Source organism: Pseudomonas sp. LB3P81 (genome assembly GCF_054897965.1).
Map to the genome: position 1 here is coordinate 3,139,865 of NZ_JBUBVG010000001.1, position 17,504 is coordinate 3,157,368.

17 protein-coding genes and 1 pseudogene are annotated in these 17,504 nt (G+C 58.9%); 3 read left to right on the forward strand and 15 right to left on the reverse strand.

Annotated features, from left to right (window positions below; all coding sequences use genetic code 11):
* Nucleotides 1-227 precede the first annotated feature (227 nt).
* Nucleotides 228-1,424, forward strand: coding sequence for an AAA family ATPase (locus ACYZTL_RS14470; protein WP_461952363.1), 1,197 nt, complete (start codon nucleotides 228-230; stop codon nucleotides 1,422-1,424).
* A gap of 185 nt (nucleotides 1,425-1,609) precedes the next feature.
* Here the strand turns inward: ACYZTL_RS14470 and ACYZTL_RS14475 are convergent.
* The 5 genes and pseudogenes from ACYZTL_RS14475 to ACYZTL_RS14495 all read right to left on the reverse strand — a co-directional run.
* Nucleotides 1,610-1,705: pseudogene (locus ACYZTL_RS14475) on the reverse strand (glutamine ABC transporter substrate-binding protein); the annotation flags it as partial.
* A gap of 419 nt (nucleotides 1,706-2,124) precedes the next feature.
* Complete coding sequence (locus ACYZTL_RS14480; protein WP_461952364.1) at nucleotides 2,125-2,907, reverse strand: MetQ/NlpA family ABC transporter substrate-binding protein; 783 nt, start codon at nucleotides 2,905-2,907, stop codon at nucleotides 2,125-2,127.
* 288 nt (nucleotides 2,908-3,195) lie between these two features.
* Entirely contained in the window at nucleotides 3,196-4,125 is a 930-nt protein-coding gene (locus ACYZTL_RS14485; protein WP_461952365.1) for a sigma 54-interacting transcriptional regulator, read from the reverse strand.
* A 58-nt stretch (nucleotides 4,126-4,183) separates the two neighbouring features.
* Nucleotides 4,184-4,765: an alpha/beta hydrolase gene (locus ACYZTL_RS14490; protein WP_461952366.1), complete on the reverse strand. Its 582-nt coding sequence runs from the start codon at nucleotides 4,763-4,765 to the stop codon at nucleotides 4,184-4,186.
* Between the two features lie 563 nt (nucleotides 4,766-5,328).
* Complete coding sequence (locus ACYZTL_RS14495) at nucleotides 5,329-6,402, reverse strand: fatty acid desaturase (RefSeq protein WP_461952367.1); 1,074 nt, start codon at nucleotides 6,400-6,402, stop codon at nucleotides 5,329-5,331.
* A 100-nt stretch (nucleotides 6,403-6,502) separates the two neighbouring features.
* Between ACYZTL_RS14495 and ACYZTL_RS14500 the strand changes: the two genes are divergently transcribed.
* Nucleotides 6,503-7,507 carry an AraC family transcriptional regulator gene (locus tag ACYZTL_RS14500; RefSeq protein ID WP_461952368.1) on the forward strand — a complete coding sequence of 335 codons (1,005 nt, stop codon included), beginning with the start codon at nucleotides 6,503-6,505 and terminating at the stop codon, nucleotides 7,505-7,507.
* Here ACYZTL_RS14500 and ACYZTL_RS14505 read toward each other — a convergent pair whose 3' ends face one another.
* The 4 genes from ACYZTL_RS14505 to ACYZTL_RS14520 form a co-directional block, all read right to left on the reverse strand.
* Nucleotides 7,508-8,740, reverse strand: coding sequence for a type II toxin-antitoxin system HipA family toxin (locus ACYZTL_RS14505; protein ID WP_461952369.1), 1,233 nt, complete (start codon nucleotides 8,738-8,740; stop codon nucleotides 7,508-7,510).
* On the reverse strand, nucleotides 8,733-8,981 hold the full coding sequence (locus ACYZTL_RS14510; protein WP_461952370.1) for a helix-turn-helix domain-containing protein: 249 nt from the start codon (nucleotides 8,979-8,981) through the stop codon (nucleotides 8,733-8,735). Before ACYZTL_RS14510 ends, ACYZTL_RS14505 begins: the two co-directional genes overlap by 8 nt.
* A 114-nt stretch (nucleotides 8,982-9,095) precedes the next feature.
* The gene (locus tag ACYZTL_RS14515) at nucleotides 9,096-9,461 is read right to left on the reverse strand and encodes a response regulator (RefSeq protein ID WP_461952371.1); all 366 of its coding nucleotides are present in this window, start codon (nucleotides 9,459-9,461) and stop codon (nucleotides 9,096-9,098) included.
* Between the two features lie 70 nt (nucleotides 9,462-9,531).
* Entirely contained in the window at nucleotides 9,532-10,218 is a 687-nt protein-coding gene (locus ACYZTL_RS14520; RefSeq protein WP_461952372.1) for a Crp/Fnr family transcriptional regulator, read from the reverse strand.
* Between the two features lie 84 nt (nucleotides 10,219-10,302).
* Here ACYZTL_RS14520 and ACYZTL_RS14525 point away from each other — a divergent pair, with 84 nt between their 5' ends.
* Nucleotides 10,303-10,821: an Mpo1 family 2-hydroxy fatty acid dioxygenase gene (locus ACYZTL_RS14525; RefSeq protein WP_461952373.1), complete on the forward strand. Its 519-nt coding sequence runs from the start codon at nucleotides 10,303-10,305 to the stop codon at nucleotides 10,819-10,821.
* Nucleotides 10,822-10,901: 80 nt separating this feature from the next.
* On the opposite strand, the gene ACYZTL_RS14530 is transcribed toward ACYZTL_RS14525, so the two are convergent.
* The 6 genes from ACYZTL_RS14530 to dibA all read right to left on the reverse strand — a co-directional run bounded on the left by ACYZTL_RS14530 (nucleotide 10,902) and on the right by dibA (nucleotide 17,397).
* Nucleotides 10,902-11,891: a sulfate/molybdate ABC transporter ATP-binding protein gene (locus tag ACYZTL_RS14530; protein WP_461952374.1), complete on the reverse strand. Its 990-nt coding sequence runs from the start codon at nucleotides 11,889-11,891 to the stop codon at nucleotides 10,902-10,904.
* A gap of 3 nt (nucleotides 11,892-11,894) precedes the next feature.
* Nucleotides 11,895-12,767, reverse strand: a complete 873-nt coding sequence (cysW, locus tag ACYZTL_RS14535; RefSeq protein ID WP_461952375.1) for a sulfate ABC transporter permease subunit CysW — start codon at nucleotides 12,765-12,767, stop codon at nucleotides 11,895-11,897.
* A gap of 13 nt (nucleotides 12,768-12,780) precedes the next feature.
* Nucleotides 12,781-13,599: a sulfate ABC transporter permease subunit CysT gene (gene cysT / locus ACYZTL_RS14540; protein ID WP_030131597.1), complete on the reverse strand. Its 819-nt coding sequence runs from the start codon at nucleotides 13,597-13,599 to the stop codon at nucleotides 12,781-12,783.
* 190 nt (nucleotides 13,600-13,789) lie between these two features.
* Nucleotides 13,790-14,803, reverse strand: a complete 1,014-nt coding sequence (locus ACYZTL_RS14545) for a sulfate ABC transporter substrate-binding protein (RefSeq protein ID WP_461952376.1) — start codon at nucleotides 14,801-14,803, stop codon at nucleotides 13,790-13,792.
* Nucleotides 14,804-14,946: 143 nt separating this feature from the next.
* Nucleotides 14,947-15,129, reverse strand: coding sequence for a sulfur starvation response protein OscA (oscA, locus tag ACYZTL_RS14550; protein ID WP_134419279.1), 183 nt, complete (start codon nucleotides 15,127-15,129; stop codon nucleotides 14,947-14,949).
* A 348-nt stretch (nucleotides 15,130-15,477) separates the two neighbouring features.
* The gene (dibA, locus tag ACYZTL_RS14555; protein ID WP_461952377.1) at nucleotides 15,478-17,397 is read right to left on the reverse strand and encodes a phosphodiesterase DibA; all 1,920 of its coding nucleotides are present in this window, start codon (nucleotides 17,395-17,397) and stop codon (nucleotides 15,478-15,480) included.
* Nucleotides 17,398-17,504: the final 107 nt, after the last annotated feature.

Genomic DNA, 17,504 nt, shown 5'->3' on the forward strand with positions numbered 1-17,504 from the left:
CCCTGTGGCGAGGGAGCTCGTCGGAACGCCGCACCGTCCCGCTCGAGTGCGTAGCGCTCGCAAACCCTGCAATCGCGTTTTGCCTGACACACCTCATGGAATGCTTTGGGTCTGCTTCGCAGCCCAGCGCGAGCAAGCTCGCTCGCCACAAAAGCCCGCTCCCACAGGGGGTCACAGTGTTTTCGGCAATAAGGCAAACTGGCGGACCATGCAGCAGGAAGCTTCCCATGCTCAAAACCCTCGCGGTGGCCAATTACCGCTCGATCAATAAACTGGTAATCCCGCTGGGTCGCTTGAACCTGATCACCGGGCCGAACGGCAGTGGTAAATCCAACCTCTACCGCGCGTTGCGCCTGCTGGCGGAAACCGCTCAGGGCGGCGTGGTCAATGCGCTGGCCCGCGAAGGCGGTCTGGATTCGACGTTCTGGGCCGGACCGGAAAACATCACCCGACGCATGCGCAACGGCGAAGTGCCGATCGAGGCGACCGTGCGTCACGGCGTCAAACGCCTGCGCCTGGGGTTTGCCGGCGAAGACTTCGGTTACTCGATCAGCCTGGGTTTACCCGAATCCAACGGTCATTTCATGTTACCCGGGCACAGCTCACCCATTCCGTCACGGTTCAGTCTCGACCCGCAAATCAAGCGCGAATGCCTGTGGGCCGGGGCGTTCTATCGTCCAGCGAGCCTGCTGGTGGATCGCGACGGCCCGATGATCCGCACCCGAGCCAACCGCAGCTGGGACGTGCTGGCGCAACACACGCCGACTTTCGACAGCCTGTTCGATCAGGTGGGCAGCCTGCGTACTTCGCCGGAGGTTCTGGAGATGCGTGAGTTCATCCGCCGCTGGCGCTTCTACGATCACTTTCGCAGCGACGCCGACGCACCGGTGCGTCAGCCACAACTGGGCACCCGCACCCCCGTGCTGCACCACGACGGCAGAGATCTCGCGGCGGCGTTGCAGACCATTATCGAAATTGGTGACCCCGACGCTTTGCGCAACGCCATCAGCGACGCGTTTCCCGGGGCACGGCTGCATATCGAGCCGCTGGCCGGTGGCCGGTTTGCCATCGAGTTTTATCAGGAAGGGTTGTTGCGGCCGTTGTCGGCGGCGGAGTTGTCCGATGGGACGCTCCGTTATTTGCTGTTGGTGGCGGCGCTGCTGACGCCGCGCCCGCCGACGTTGATGGTGTTGAACGAGCCGGAAACCAGCCTGCATCCGGACCTGCTGCCGGCGTTGGCGCGGTTGATTATCCGCGCGTCGGAGCAGTGTCAGGTGTGGGTGGTGTCCCATGCACGGCGGCTGATCTCGGCATTGCAGGAGGACCCGGAATGCAACTGCATCGTGCTGGAGAAAAACCTGGGCCAGACCGGGATTGTCGGGCAGCGGCTGCTGGATGAGCCGGCGTGGTATTGGCCGGATTGATCGTCCTACCCTCTGTGGCGAGGGAGCTTGCCCCCGTTCGGCTGCGCAGCAGCCGCGATGAGTTGCCTCAGACAAATCGCATACACAGGTTTTAGGGCCGCTGCGCGCCCCAGCGGGAGCAAGCTCCCTCGCCACAGCGGGAGCAAGCTCCCTCGCCACAGGTGGGAACGATCAGACTGGGTGAATCACCCCTGCCACTTCCCACCCTCGACAATCACGCTCTCAGGCTTGGTGTCATCGCTCAATTCCTTGCGCACATACTGGTCGTACAGCTTGAGCAAACCCGACCAGGATTTGCTGCGAAGAAGGAGGAAGAGGAAGAGGAAGAGGAAGACGACTATTTCCCTTTGAGCTGTAGGAAGGATCTTTTTTTCAGAAGACCCCTCCAAGGACGTACAGCTTTTGGCCAGACTCCCCGGCTGAACCATCACAAGGAAGAGAACATGGCTGACGCAAAAGTACCGCAGCGACTGGATCCGCAGGACATAGTGAAGTTGTTGGTGGCGTTGCGCAGGGCGTTGAAGGCCAGGGTGGCCTAAAGCAAAAGATCGCAGCCTTCGGCAGCTCCTACAGGGATTTGTGTACACCTGTAGGAGCTGCCGAAGGCTGCGATCTTTAGATTTTTTTTGCGCAATAAAAAACGCCGACGCTATTGCTAGCCGTCGGCGTTTGAACTTGAAGGGTTCGATGCTGCGTCGAATCAGAACGCCGGCAGTACCGCGCCGCTGTATTTCTTGGCGATGAAGGCTTTCACTTCAGGGCTGGTCAGGGCCTTGGCCAGTTTCTGGATGGCCGCGCTGTCCTTGTTGTCCGGACGGGCTACCAGGAAGTTCACGTACGGCGAATCGGCACCTTCGATCAGCAGCGCATCTTTAGCCGGGTTCAGACCGGCTTCCAGCGCGTAGTTGGTGTTGATCAGGTCCAGGTCGACCTGATCCAGAACGCGCGGCAACATCGCGGACTCAAGCTCCTTGAACTTGAAGTTGTGCGGGTTCTTGGCGATGTCTTTCGGGGTGGCCAGGGCGTTTTTCGGGTCTTTCAACTCGATCAGGCCAGCCTTCTGCAGCAGGAGCAGAGCCCGGCCGCTGTTGCTGCCTTCGTTCGGCAGAGCGATGGTCGCGCCGTTTGGCAGATCAGCCAGTTTTTTGTACTTCTTCGAGTAGCCGCCGAACGGTTCAACGTGAACACCGATCACGGTCACCAGGTTGGTGCCTTTGCCTTCGTTGAAGTTTTTCAGGTATGGCAGGGTCTGGAAGTAGTTGGCGTCCAGACGCTTCTGGTCAACTTGCACGTTCGGCTGAACGTAGTCGGTGAAGACTTTGATTTCCAGGTCCACGCCTTCTTTGGCGAGGGTTGGCTTGATCAGTTCCAGAATCTCGGCGTGTGGAACCGGGGTCGCCGCAACCACCAGTTTCTCGCCAGCCTGGGCCAGGCCCGCGGTCAGGGCAGCCGCCAATGCGGTGAACAACAGAACCTTTTTCATGCAGTGTCCTTATCGAAAATCACGGTCGTCATCGACGACGGCTTGTTTAGTACGAGTGCCAGTGAAGTGCTATCGCTGGCGTGAAGCGGACAATACCGGGATTTTTTATTCCCGAATAATATCTTTTATTCACTTTCATATTCCATTTTGTTCATACAGCTTCAGACCTGCGCCGAGCCTTGTAGGAGCAGCCGGTCGACGCTCGATTGCTCGCGAAAAACCCAGGGGCGACGCGTACATTCAGGAAGCCTGCGTATTCGTTGACGTCCATCGCGAGCGAGCTCGCTCCTACAGGGATCCAGCTTGCTTCAGGAGCTGCTTCAGGGCTGCTTGCTCGGTGGCAGAGCCTTTGCTGAGGATTTGCTTGAGTTGCTGCTCAATCTGCGTCAACGGCGCAGGCACCTCAGGCAGATTCAAATGCTCGGGCAAAATCTCGTCGCCGGTACTCACCAACAACGCAAAATGAATGACGTTCTCCAGCTCTCGGGTGTTGCCGGGCCAGCTATGCGCCTCTAACAAATGTTGCGCCGCTTCGCTGATCAGCGGCACCGGCAAATCGAGTCGCTGGCTGTAGATGCCGAGGAAGTACTCGGACAGAGACAGGATATCGCCGACCCGTTCGCGCAAGGCCGGCAGTTCGAGCTGACCTTCGCTGAGGTAGTGATAAAGCCGCTCATGGAATTTACCGGCAGCCACGGCTTGCGCCAGATCAATGCTGGTTGCAGCCACGAGACGCACGTCCACAGGGCTCGGCTGATGCGCGCCGACACGGGTGACTTCATGGTTTTCCAACGCGGCGAGCAACTTGATCTGGATCGGCAGCGGCAAGTCGCCGATCTCGTCCAGATACAGCGTGCCGCCATTGGCCGAACCGAACCAACCGGCACGACTGCTCGCCGAACCGCTGTAACTGCCGGCTGCATAGCCGAACAATTCGGCGTCGGCGTAAGTCGGGCTGATCGCGCCGCAATTGACCGACACGAACAATCCGCCACGATCACTGGCGCGGTGGATGTGCCGCGCCAGTAGTTCTTTACCGCTACCGGTTTCACCACGGATCAATACGGAAATCGAACGCGGCGCCAGTTGCTCCAGCTCCTCGCGCAACTGACGCGAGCGCGGATCGACGAACACCAGCGCCTTGGCGCGGATGCTCAGTGGACTTTTTTCTGCGTCGGGAAAAGTCAGCAGCGGCTGACCGAAGGCTTCAAAACTCATGGCAGGCTCCCGCCCAAAACCGCCGGGAGACGGGGGCGATGTTAAAAAAAGAAAAGGTTCAAGCGCGGCGCAGGGCGTTGTGTTCCATGCGGTTTTGCAGGCGATAGAGATAAGCAAAACCCTGCTCCCAACGCTGGTGACCGGACTTCACGTTGATGTGCCCGGCACCCGACAGAATCCCCGCCTCGGCGCCCCAGTTACGTGCCAGCTCCATGGCACGTGGTGCGCTGACGGCACTGTCGTTGTCGGAGCTGACAACCTGGCTCGGAAACGGCAAAAGGGTCGTCGGAATCGGTGCGAAGTTGCGCAGCGCCGGCGCGCAGGCCGGGCGCTCGACGTCCGACGGCGCGACCAGCAAGGCGCCGCGCACCTGACGCAGAAAATTCAGCGGTGCAGTGGCCGCCCAATGCGCGACCGTGATGCAACCCAGGCTATGGGCAATCAAAATCACCGGCGTGCTGTCGGCGGCAATCGCCTCGGCCAGCGCCGCGACCCAGTCTTCACGACGTGGTGTCAGCCAGTCGGCCTGCTCCACCCGTGCGCTGTTCGGCAGGCTGTTCTGCCAGTGGCTTTGCCAATGATCGTCTGGCGATCCTTGCCAGCCCGGCACAATCAGGTAGCGAATTGATTCGTTGCGCATGGGGAACTCTCCTGCTGCGTGTCTGTTCCTGATCGAGTATAGGGAGGAGAGTTATATTCGTTAAGGAATAAGAAGCTATTTATTAAGACCTATATCGAATATAGATTTTCCGTGTGGGACCTAGCCTGTGTGGTGAGGGGATTTATCCCCGTTGGGTCGCGAAGCGGCCCCAAGTTCTGTAATCGCAGTACGTCAGATAGAACGCATCCACCGGGTTTGCGACTGCTTCGCAGCCGAACGGGGATAAATCCCCTCACCACACAGGCTCGCTCCTACAGGGGATTTGCGTTGTTTAAAAGGAATAAAAAAGGGACCGCACCCTGCCAAGGAGACGGCCCCGGAAACTCGAAATCTGTCAGCGCTGATCAACAACTCTTGAGCCGATCATTGGCGAAATCTGTTATCCAATAAAGGAATATTTAATTACTTTAATAGACCTTGATCGAATATACCGATCACCCCACAGCAACCGCCAAGTCATCGTTGCCTGGATCACAACTTAGCGTCCCTTTGGGTCAGATTGATGACGAACGTTTTCGCATTTGAGTTTCCGGGTGCATTACTCAGACCTGAGCGGCACGCACCTGCTGAGGTTCTGTCGTTTCGGTGCGCACAAACCGATTCGCCCGACCGAACGTACCGATATCGTTGAAGCGCACCCCCATCTCGCGCATCACTTTATGCGCCACCAGCGCCGTCATCTGGCGGATGTAAAACGGCTCCTTCACCACAAAGTGATGAATGCCGTGAGTGCTGCCGAAGTTGAAGCAGAACGCCTGCAACGGCCACAGCCACCAAGCGTTCAACACTTGTGTCTGTTGCATGACGTTGCCCGGTTCCACGTCGCCGTAGTAATGCATGTTCGAGCTGACGAAGTGCAGGCAGAACGTGCGCAACACGTTCGGGCCGATGATCACCACCGCCGCGATGTCGATCACCTGCATCACCGAGAGTGTGGTCGCCGACCATTCAATCGGTACTCCCAGCAGATGTGCGATGCCGTTGGCGGCGTGGAAGCCGAGGAACACGTACCACGCGCCCCAATGCACCAGCGCGAGTGGTGCATAGACCTTCAATGCGCGCTTGATGATGCTGAACTTGTGTTCCCACGTCTGGGCCCGCAGCATGCGGATGAACGCCGACATCACGTTATCGCCGACCATCAACAGCCGAGCAAAACCCCAGGGTTCGCCGTTGGTGATCGCCCGTTCTTCCATGTCGGTTTCCGTGCCGGAAACCTTGTGGTGGTTGAGGTGCAGATGCCGACGAATCCATGGGTTGATCGTGCTTGGCCGCGCCAGCCAGACCAGGCCCATCATCAGGTTGTGCGGCACCCGCTGTTTACGAAAGTACATGCTATGAATCAGGTCGTGTTCCAGCTCGTGGGTCAACGAGGCAAAGAACGCGTTGAGCAGCAGGCACACCCACCAGGCCATATGCCCGGTGAGGTAAAGCGCCACAGAGCCGACCATTCCGGCCAGGGCGAAGGCCAGGATGCCCGCGCCCAAGGCGTCCTGATGGTTGAGAATCGGGTAGCGTTTACGCAGTTCGCCCCCTTTGGCCAATACCACTTCGCGAATATGCGCAGATCGTTGGGCTGCATTCAGTCGCTGGGGGCTTGCAGAAGTACCTTCCATGCTTCCATCCTCTGGTTATTGATGTTCGCATCCTGCCTTGTGAAACTTCACAACACGGTAGCCGTGGACGCCAACCTGTTGACCGGAAGCGCCAATCAGCATGACTGAACCCACCTCCCTCGCCAGCTGGACCCGCGCCCTGCGCAAGCAACTCGATGCGCTGGGCTTCGACAGCACCGCCCTATGTCACCAGGCGGGGCTCGACCCGCAGTTGATGGACGACCCGAACGCCCGTTACCCGTTGTCCGGCACCACGCGCCTGTGGGAAATCGCCGTGCAAGTCAGCGGCGATCCGGCGATCGGCTTGCGCGTATCGCGGTTCGTCAGCCCGACCACGTTTCACGCGCTCGGTTATGCCCTGGTGGCCAGCGGCAGTTTGCGGGAAGTGTTCGAGCGCATCGTGCGTTATCACCAGGTGGTCAGCGATGCGTTAGAGCTTGAATTGAGCCGCGCCGAGGATCGCTATCGCTTTCGCCTGAAAGTCCCGCCAGGCAATCCGGCGCCGGCGTTCGAAGCCATCGACGCCTTCACCGCGATTTACGTGCGCACCTGCCGCAATCGCCTTGGCCGTGACTATGCGCCACTGGCGGTGTACCTGCGCCGCCCGGAACCGGCCGACGCGCATCAATGGCACAAAGTCTTCCGCGCACCGGTGTACTTTTCGGCCGACGAAGACCGCCTGGAATTTTCTCTGATGGATTTCGACAGTCACCTGGACGACGCCAACCCGGAACTGGCGGAACACAACGAAACCGTGCTTAAACGCACCCTGGCGCAACTCAAACCCCTGACCTGGGAGCGCAAGGTTCGCGACGCCATCGAAGAGCAATTGCCCGAAGGCGAGCCCAGCGCCGAGCACATCGCCCTGGCCTTGCACCTGAGTTTGCGCAGCCTGCAGCGGCATCTGGCGGACGAGGGTTGCCGGTTCGATACGCTGCTCAATGAAAGCCGCGAAAACCTGGCGCTGCTGCACCTGCGAGATCCGCAATGCTCATTGAGCGAGATCAGTTACTTGTTGGGGTTTGCGGATACGAGCAGCTTCAGCCGCGCGTTCAAGCGCTGGACCGGGATGACGCCGGGGCAGTTTCGGGATGGGTTGCGCTAATCAGCTTTTGTTCAGACTGCGCGCTACACCGGATTTCCACTGCTCCATCATCGCATCGCCAACCTCGGCAAAAGCGTTATTGGCCTTGGCGTAATCAGCCATCTCACCCATTGCTACATCCACCCCATGGGCGACGTGCTGCAGCAGTTCATTGCAGCGCCCCTCAGTCAAATTGCAGGCCGAGCGGCCGAAACGCATCAGCATTTTGTATTTGGGCCATGCTTTCGATCCACCCAACAGCAACGCCATGCTGTCTGACTTGATGTAGACCGACGTCGTGACGATGTCGTACGCCGGAGCGAGGCTGATTTGCGCATCGGCACCGCAATCCTCATACAGCACGCCGAAATTCTTGAGGTGCGCATCGCCGTTCTGCAGAGCGGACGACAACGCAACGATTTTGAAAAACGACTCAAGGGCGTGGTTGAGCAGTGGGGGGGAGACAAACCCTTTGATCTGCCTCGCGGCACCTTCGTAAGACCCATCGTATTTGGCCTTCGACGGCCAGCCGTTGAGCACGCAGAAATCCTCGAACCCCAAGTAACCTTTTTCATTCAGATCGAAGCGTTCGACGATCAGAAATTTACCGTGCTCGCTGAGTTCGAACTTCGGCACCTCAAGACCCGAATGCAGCGCAGCCCGCATGCAAAAATATTCGTTGGCCGCGAGTTCAGGGTATTCCTCCGGGCGAAAGGATTTGACCAGATGCGTTGCGCCTCGATGGGTCAGCCGGTCTATCGATGTCGCACTGTCGCGGACAAGCACCTTCGGCTGCACGCCGGAAACGCCCGAGTACTGGCCATAGGTGTGCAGCAGATCATCGAACAAACCTCGGGCACCGTCATGAACAAGCAGGTCTGCGAGACTGGTTTCAGGCGGGCAATTGTTCGCATCCTGCCCGCTTGCAATACCGATCCGCCCAAGCTGATACGGACCTACGATCGCCAGCATCGAAAAATCATCAAACCCACGAACCGCTTTACTGAAACGACGTACCAACTCATCGCGCAGAGAACCTTCCGGCAGGTTCATTTCAAAAATCGGCAGTACACCTTGATCCCACGTGTAACTTTCAAGGCGCACCGGCATCGTCAGCGAAACGGCGTTTTCTTCAGGCGCGTCTGCGGCGTAAGTGAAGACTGAATCGCCGCGAGACTGTCCACGACCGAGAGTGCCGACGTCGCCGGCAGAGACGCTGATGTGCAGCCGGTCCATTTCCTGAGGCTCAGCCATGGAAATTGACCTTTTTCAGAGTGTCCAGAGTGGGACGCTTCGACTGACGGGGCACAGCCGTGAGCTCGTACCCGAAACCGTTCAGGATCGCCTCGACCTTGCGCAGGCCGATTTCAGGGAGGGTGTTGTTCTCGATCCCAGAAATCGTGGAGCGGCTCATGCCGTACTGTTGAGCCAGCGACTGCTGGGAGAGTTTTTGCTCTTTACGCAGGGACCGGATTAACTCACCAATGTTTTCCATGCATTCACCTGCATCGGATACCGTGCAAAATTCCCACAAATTGTGGATATGCATTGTATTTAGTGCAGATTTAATCTGAAGTCCAGATCATTTTTTAACCTGGCTGTGGAAACCTCACCGCCCCCGATCCCGCCGCAACAACTTGCGCACCCGCGCCACCAGTTCACTTACAGTAAACGGCTTGAGCAAATAATCATCCTCATGCAGCTCCAACCCGCGCAAGCGATCCTCGATGCCGTCCTTGGTGGTGAGGAACAGGACCGGTGTCTCGCCAAGCTTGCGGATCTGTTGCTGTAACTGCCAGCCATTCAACCCTGGCAGCATGACGTCAAGAATGATCAGATCGTATTCGCCGGACTCGATGAAGCGACGGCCGTCCATTCCGTTGAGCGCCACATCCACCGAATAACTCGCCTCGCTCAGGCCGTTGGCGAGGAGCTTTGCAGTTTCCGGTTCGTCTTCCACTAACAGCACACGCATGGCACACCTCGATTGTCGTCGCCACAGGCTAGGCGCCTTCGCAGACAAAGCCCACCAATAACGCCACGTTTCAAAAAATCGCCAACGCCCGCAACCGCTCCGCATCAAGAATCTCGATCTCGCCGTACTTCAAATTCAAAATCCCCAACCCCTGCAACTCCTTGAGGATCTGGTTAGTGGTCTGGCGCGACAGCGACAGCATCGACGCCAACTGTTCCTGCGGCAGTTGCAGCACACGCCTCGGCGGGTCGATTTCGCCGTAACCCTTGGCGATCATCAGCAAGCGATGCGCCAGCCGTGCAGGCGCCGGCATCAGGCTCAGCTGCTCGAGGCTGATGAAGGTCAGGCGCAGTTTCTGGCTCATCAGCAACGCCAATTGCCGCCAGTACACCGGTTGCTCATCCAGTATTGCCAACAGCGCCGTTTGCGGGATGTGCAACAGAATGCACTGACCCAGACCGAACGCATCGTGGGTGCGTGGCTGGCCGTCGAACAGGCAGATTTCACCAAACCAGTGCGGCGACTCCACCAGGCTCAGCAGCGCCTCCTTGCCCTGCTCGCTCACCGCGCCGATACGCACCGCGCCTTCGAGCACGGCGTACAGGCCGCACGGCGGATCACCGCGCTTGAACAGCCGCTGCCCCGACGACAGGCGCCGCACCTTGGCCGCGGCCAGCAGACTATTCTGTAAGTGAGCCGGTAAATGGCTGAACCATTGCCCCGTCATCAGACGCGAACGCCAAACCTGCATGTCCATCAAAACTCCTGGAGATTGTCGCCTGGCTGACAGAGCGAGAGGTGAACCCGGGGCATGATCAATCACCCTACAGGAGGAATAACAATGAAAAGCCTCGTTGACCATCTCAGTCAATACGCCGCTTACCACCGTGACCCGCGCAATATTGCCAGCCACTTTATCGGTATTCCGCTGATTGTCGTGGCGGTGGCGGTGCTGCTGTCCCGTCCGCAATGGGCCGGGGGCTGGCTTTCACCGGCGGTGCTGGTGGCGCTGGCGTCAGCCTGGTTCTACCTGCGCCTGGAATTGCGCCTCGGGGTCCTGATGACAGTGTTGCTCGGTCTGTGCATTTGGGCTGGGCAAGCGCTGGCACAGCAAAGCACGCTGGTGTGGCTGGCGAGCGGTATCGGGATGTTTGTGATCGGCTGGGCGATTCAGTTTGTCGGGCATCACTATGAAGGACGCAAGCCGGCGTTTGTCGATGATGTGACGGGCTTGATTGTCGGGCCGCTGTTTGTGGTGGTGGAGCTGGCGTTTTTGCTGGGGATGCGGCGGGATTTGAAAGAGCAGATCGAGGCGCGGGTTGGGGGGGTGCGTCTGCGTCAGAAAAACGCTGCGGCGTAGACCGCTTTCGCGAGCAAGCCCGCTCCCACATTGGAACGCATTTCAAATGTGGGAGCGGGCTTGCTCGCGAAGCTTTTGCTTTAGATGTTGGCGACCTTCTGCCAGACCTTCGGCTTGAAGAACAAGGTTTCGCCCTTCGCCAACCCGATCAGGCTGTCGTGATCCTTCACCACTTCAGCTTCGATCAGTTCGCTCTGGCCTTCAACCTTCAACGTCACCCGGGTCGTCGCGCCCAGCGGACGGATATCCCGCACCTCGGCCGCGTGGTGGTCGTCCAGCTCATGCCGCGATAGCGACACTTCGTGTGGACGGAACAGCACGTGGTTGTCCTCACCCAAATGCAGACGGTTCGAATCACCGAGGAAGTGATAAACGAAATCGCTGGCCGGGTTTTCGTAAACGTCACCCGGTGAGCCGATCTGTTCGATCACGCCCTTGTTCATCACCACGATACGGTCGGCCACTTCCATCGCTTCTTCCTGGTCGTGGGTCACGAACACCGACGTCAGGTTGATGTCTTCGTGCAGCCGCGCGAGCCAGCGGCGCAGTTCTTTACGGACCTTGGCGTCGAGAGCACCGAAGGGTTCGTCGAGCAGCAGGACTTTCGGCTCCACCGCCAGGGCACGGGCCAACGCGATGCGCTGACGCTGGCCGCCGGAGAGTTGTTCCGGGTAGCGATCCGACAACCAATCAAGCTGAACCATGTTGAGCAGCTCATGGACTTTCACCGCGATCTGGCTTTCAGTCGGACGCTGGTTTTTCGGTTTCATGCGCAGGCCGAACGCGACGTTGTCGAACACCGTCATGTGGCGGAACAACGCGTAATGCTGGAACACGAAACCGACGTTGCGATCCCGCACGTCATGGCCGGAAACGTCCTCGCCGTGGAACACGATGCTGCCTTTATCCGGAGTTTCCAGCCCGGCGATGATCCGCAACAACGTGGTCTTGCCGCACCCAGACGGGCCGAGCAGCGCCACGAGTTCGCCGCTGTGAATGTCCAGGCTGATGTCATTAAGCGCCTTGAACGCATTGAAATTCTTGCTGACGTTACGCACTTCGATCGACATGAATTATTCCTCCGCGGCGCTGGCGCGCAGGCGGTTAATACGGTTTTCGCTCCACTGCTTGAGCAGCAGGATGAAGAGCGCCAGGATCAGCAACAGGCTCGCCACGGCGAACGCGGCCACGTGGTTGTATTCGTTGTAGAGGATCTCGACGTGCAACGGCAAGGTGTTGGTCACCCCGCGAATGTGCCCGGAAACCACCGACACCGCACCGAACTCACCCATCGCCCGCGCCGTGCACAGCACCACGCCGTAGATCAGGCCCCATTTGATATTGGGAACGGTGACGTGCCAGAACATCTGCCAACCATTGGCGCCGAGCAGACGCGCGGCCTCCTCTTCCTGAGTGCCTTGTTCCTGCATCAGCGGAATCAGCTCGCGCGCCACGAACGGCACGGTGACGAATATCGTCGCCAGCACGATGCCCGGCAGAGCGAAGACGATCTGGATGTCGTGATCCTGCAACCACGGGCCGAACAAACCCTGCGCGCCGAACATCAGCACATACACCAGACCGGCGATGACCGGCGACACCGAGAACGGCAGGTCGATCAGCGTCACCAGCATGCTCTTGCCACGGAACGAGTACTTGCTCACGCACCACGCGGCGCTGACGCCGAACACCACGTTCAGCGGCACCGAGATCAGCACGGCAATCAAGGTGAGTTTCAGGGCGGACAAGGCGTCCGGTTCAAAGATCGCGGTGAAGAACGCACCCAGGCCATTTTTCAGGCCCTGGGACACCACGATCAACAGCGGCAACAGCAGAAACAACGCAAAAATCAGCCAGCCGAGGCTGATCAGGATTCGCCGCGAAGTTGCACTGCCACGGCGGGCAGCGTTGGCCGAAGAGGCGGCCGCAATAGACGATTGGGACATGGTTTGCGCCTCCTTATGGGGTTTCGATGCGGCGTTGCAGCAGGTTGATCAGCAGCAACAGGACGAAGGAAACCACCAGCATCAGTACGCCAATGGAGGTAGCGCCGGTGTAATCGTACTGGTCGAGCTTGACCATGATCAGCAGCGGCAGGATCTCGGTTTTCATCGGCATGTTGCCGGCGATGAAAATCACCGAACCGTACTCGCCGACCCCGCGTGCAAAGGCCAACGCGAAACCGGTCAACCAGGCGGGCAGCAGCGCGGGCACCAGAATATGGCGAAAAACCTGCAGCGGTTTTGCACCGAGACAGGCCGCCGCCTCTTCCACTTCACGGGGGATATCGGCCAATACCGGCTGTACCGTACGTACTACGAATGGAAGCGTTACAAAAGTCAGCGCCAGCGTGATGCCGAGGGGGGTATACGCGATCTTGAAGCCAAGGTCCGCCGCGAACTGACCCACCAGCCCGGTCGGGGTGTACAGCGCGGTCAGCGCGATACCGGCCACGGCAGTGGGCAAAGCGAAGGGCAAGTCGATCATCGCGTCGATGATCTTGCGACCCGGGAAGGTGTAGCGCACCAGCACCCAGGCCAGCAGCGTGCCGATGATGCCGTTGATGATCGCGGCGTACAGTGCGGTGCCGAAGCTCAGCTTCAACGCCGCCAGCACGCGGGGCGCCGAGATGATCGCCCAGAACTGATCCCAGGTGAGTTGAGCGGCATGCACGAACATCGCCGCCAGTGGAATAAGCACAATCAGGCTGAGGTACACCAAGGTGTAGCCCAGCGTCAGCCCGAAGCCGGGTATGACGGGGGAGATACGACGCGACATAAAAGTCCTTGGTTAAAAAGCTATCCGCTGAACGCATCAATGTGGGAGCGGCGATGCGGCGTCCCGACTTGCTCGCGAAGAGGGGCTATCAGTCAACATTTACGTCGTCTGACACACCGCCTTCGCGAGCAAGCCCGCTCCCACAATGTACGCGTCTAAGCATTAGGCTCGTTGTGTGGCTTAAGTCAGGTTACTGCGCCGAGTAGATCTGGTCGAACACGCCACCGTCATTAAAAAATTTCGGTTGCGCGGTTTTCCAGCCGCCGAAGTCCTTGTCGATGGACACCAGGTCCAGTTTCGGGAACTGCTGGGCGTACTTGGCGGCGACATCCTTGTCACGTGGACGATAGAAGTTTTTCGCCGCGATTTCCTGACCGGCCGGGCTGTACAGGTGCTTGAGGTACGCTTCTGCGATCTGCTCGTTGCCTTTCTTCTCGGCGTTTTTGTCGACGACAGCAACGGGTGGCTCAGCGAGGATCGACAGCGAAGGCACGACGATTTCGAACTTGTCAGCACCGCCGTCTTCTTTCAGGGCCAGGAAAGCTTCGTTTTCCCAGGCCAGCAACACGTCGCCCTGACCGTTGTTGACGAAGGTGATGGTCGAACCGCGAGCACCGGTGTCCAGCACAGGCACGTGCTTGAACAGGGTTTGTACGTATTCCTTGGCTTTGGCTTCGCTACCGCCGTTGGCTTTCAGGCCATAGGCCCAGGCCGCGAGGAAGTTCCAGCGCGCACCGCCGGAGGTTTTCGGGTTCGGGGTGATGACCGACACGTCGTTCTTGACCAGGTCACCCCAGTCCTTGATGCCTTTAGGGTTGCCCTTGCGCACCAGGAACACGATGGTCGAGGTGTACGGCGTGCTCGCTTCCGGCAGACGCTTCTGCCAGTCCGCCGGCAGGCTCTTGCCGAGTTTGGCGATTTCGTCGATGTCACCGGCCAGGGCCAGGGTCACTACGTCGGCGCGCAGACCGTCGATCACCGCACGGCCCTGTTTACCCGAGCCACCGTGGGACTGCTGGATTTTCACGGTGTCGCCAGCGTGATCTTTCTGCCAGAACTTGACGAACTCAGCGTTGTAATCCTGATACAGCTCACGAGTCGGGTCGTATGACACGTTGAGCAGCTCGTAATCCTTGGCAACCGCGGAACCAGCAAAAAGGGCACTGGCCAGGGCGGCCAAAGCGAAATGACGAATCGACGACATGGTGAAAGCTCCTGGAATTCTATGTGTATTGGCTTTTTTATGATCTGGAATCGGGTTGCCTACTCAAAGATCGCAGCCTGCGGCAGCTCCTACACAAATCCCCCGTAGGAGCTGCCGCAGGCTGCGATCTTTTGATCTTTGGCTTAGCTCGGTTTGTTGCTCGGGCTCTGCAAACGGAATTTTTCTTTGCGTTCGATCTGAACCACCTGAGCGTTGTGCACGGTGATTTCCACGGCGCCGAACCGCAGGTCGCGCAAGGCGCTCTGGATCTCACGCAAGATGGTGGCTTCGTCTTGACCGTCAACGCTACGTAGGGATGCGCTCATGGTACTGCTCCTTCGACTGAGAGGTTGCCTGGCAGTGTCCGACACTGCTTGCGGCGTGAGGCCAATAGTAGATAGGTGCGGATATTCTTAAAAAGACTATTTAAGAATGTTTATATAACCAAAAAAAATAATCTGCCAGAGCAAGGGTTTGTGCGGGAACTACGATTTTTCGAACCCAGCAAAACCTTTGTGGCGAGGGAGCTTGCTCCCGTTGGGCCGGTCCGCGTTCGGGCAGGGCAGCCCCGGTTTCTGCAGCGCTAATTCGCCGAAGAAAGCGCCGGCCGGATGACGAGCGCTTCGCGCCCGAGCGGGAGCAAGCTCCCTCGCCACAAAAAGCGGATTGCGTACTTACCCGATAACCGGCGCACGCATCCAGTCCAGTTGTTCAGCCGGCACCGGCCGGCCGAACCAGTAACCCTGGCCAAGATCGCAGCCCTGCTCAAGCAGGAAACCCGCCTGCTCGACCTGCTCGATCCCTTCGGCATGCACCTGCATCCCCATGCTCTGCGCCAGGGCGATGATCACGCGCACGATGGCCCCATCGTCCTCATCCCACGGTAATCCGGCCACGAAGCCCTGATCGATCTTGAGCTTCTGCACCGGCAAACGCTTGAGTCGCAACAACGACGAATACCCGGTGCCAAAGTCATCGATGGCCAGCCGCACGCCAAGCTCGCGCAAGCGATGCATCTGTTCCAGCGCCACTTCCGGGTCGTCCATCACCGCGCTTTCGGTGACCTCCAGCTCCAGATACGCCGGATCCAGGCCGGTTTCATGCAGCACCTGCGCCACCTGCTGATACAGCTCACTGCGAGCAAACAAGCGTGACGAAACATTCACCGCGACAAACGACAACACCACCCCGGCCTGCTGCCAACGGCACATCTGCTGACACGCCTGGCGCATGACCCAGGCATCGATCTCGGCGATAAACCCGGTGCGTTCGGCAACGGGAATGAATTCCGCGGGCGACACCAATCCCCGCTGCGGATGCTCCCAGCGCACCAGCGCCTCGACGCCCACGAGGCGACGGCTCTTGAGATCGTGCACCGGCTGGTAATAGACCCGCAACTCCTGCTGCTCCAGCGCACGGCGCAATTCGAATGCCGTCTCGACCCGTTGCTGGGCATGAGCGGTCAACTCTTCGGTGTAGAGGGCGTAGCCATCGCGGCCAGCGCTTTTGGCCTTGAACAAGGCCGAGTCGGCGTTACGCAGCAGTTGTTCCGCGCTCAAGGCATCACTGGGGAACAGGCTGATGCCGATGCTGGCGTTGATGAACAGTTGATGTCCATCGATAGAGAATGGCTCCTTGAGGCCGTCGAGGATGCGCTGGGCCAGTGCCGCGGCGTGCACCAGTTGCGGACAACTTTCGGCCAGCACGGCAAACTCGTCGCCGCCCAACCGGGCGAGGGTGATTCCCGGGCCGAACATGGCTTTCAGGCGCTCGGCCACGGCCTTGAGCAGTTGGTCACCGATCGTGTGGCCGAGGCTGTCGTTGATCATCTTGAAGTGGTCCAGATCGATCATCAGCAACGCGCAGCCGCGCTTGTGGATCTGCGCCGACGCCAGGGCCTGCTCGGTACGGTCGGTGAACAGCAGGCGGTTGGGCAGATCGGTCAGCGGATCGTGGTGAGCCAGGTATTTGAGTTCGTGCTCGGAATTCTTGATCGCGCTGATGTCGGAGAACACCGCGACGTAATGGCTGATCTGGCCCTGATCGTCGTGAATCAGGCGGATCGTCTGCCATTGCGGGTAGATTTCGCCGCTTTTGCGGCGGTTCCAGATTTCGCCGCTCCATTCGCCGCAGCTGTTCAGTATCGCAAACATCGTCTGGTAGAACGCTGCCGGGTGATAGCCGGACTTGAACAGGCTGGGCTGCTGACCCAAGACTTCTTCGCACTGATAGCCGGTGATTTCCATGAACGCCCGGTTCACGTGGACGATCACCCCTTTACTATCGGTGACCAGCACGCCTTCGCGGGTGCAATCGAACACGGCGGCCGCCTGACGCAAACGCTCCCGGTCTCCATCACGCTCACGCAACGTTGCGCCGATCCCCAGGCAACGGAACAATCGGGCCCGAGCGAGGAAGATCAGCCCTGCGCTGAGCACGACCCAGGCATAACCGTTGATCAGTTGCCATCGCAGCAACTCATCGGAGTTATCGAAGAAACTGTTCAATAAATAACCACTGAACTGCAGCCAGACTGCGGATAGCAACAGATAAAGCAGCGCTGCGCGCAAAGCGTCGCGATAGGTAGCAGACATTCGACCGTCCATGTCCCTGAAAAGGGTTGGAATTATAGGTTAAAGAAACATCCAGCCACCTTTATCTGAAAGGGCGACTGGTTTTATCTGTGGGCTTAGTGATAATG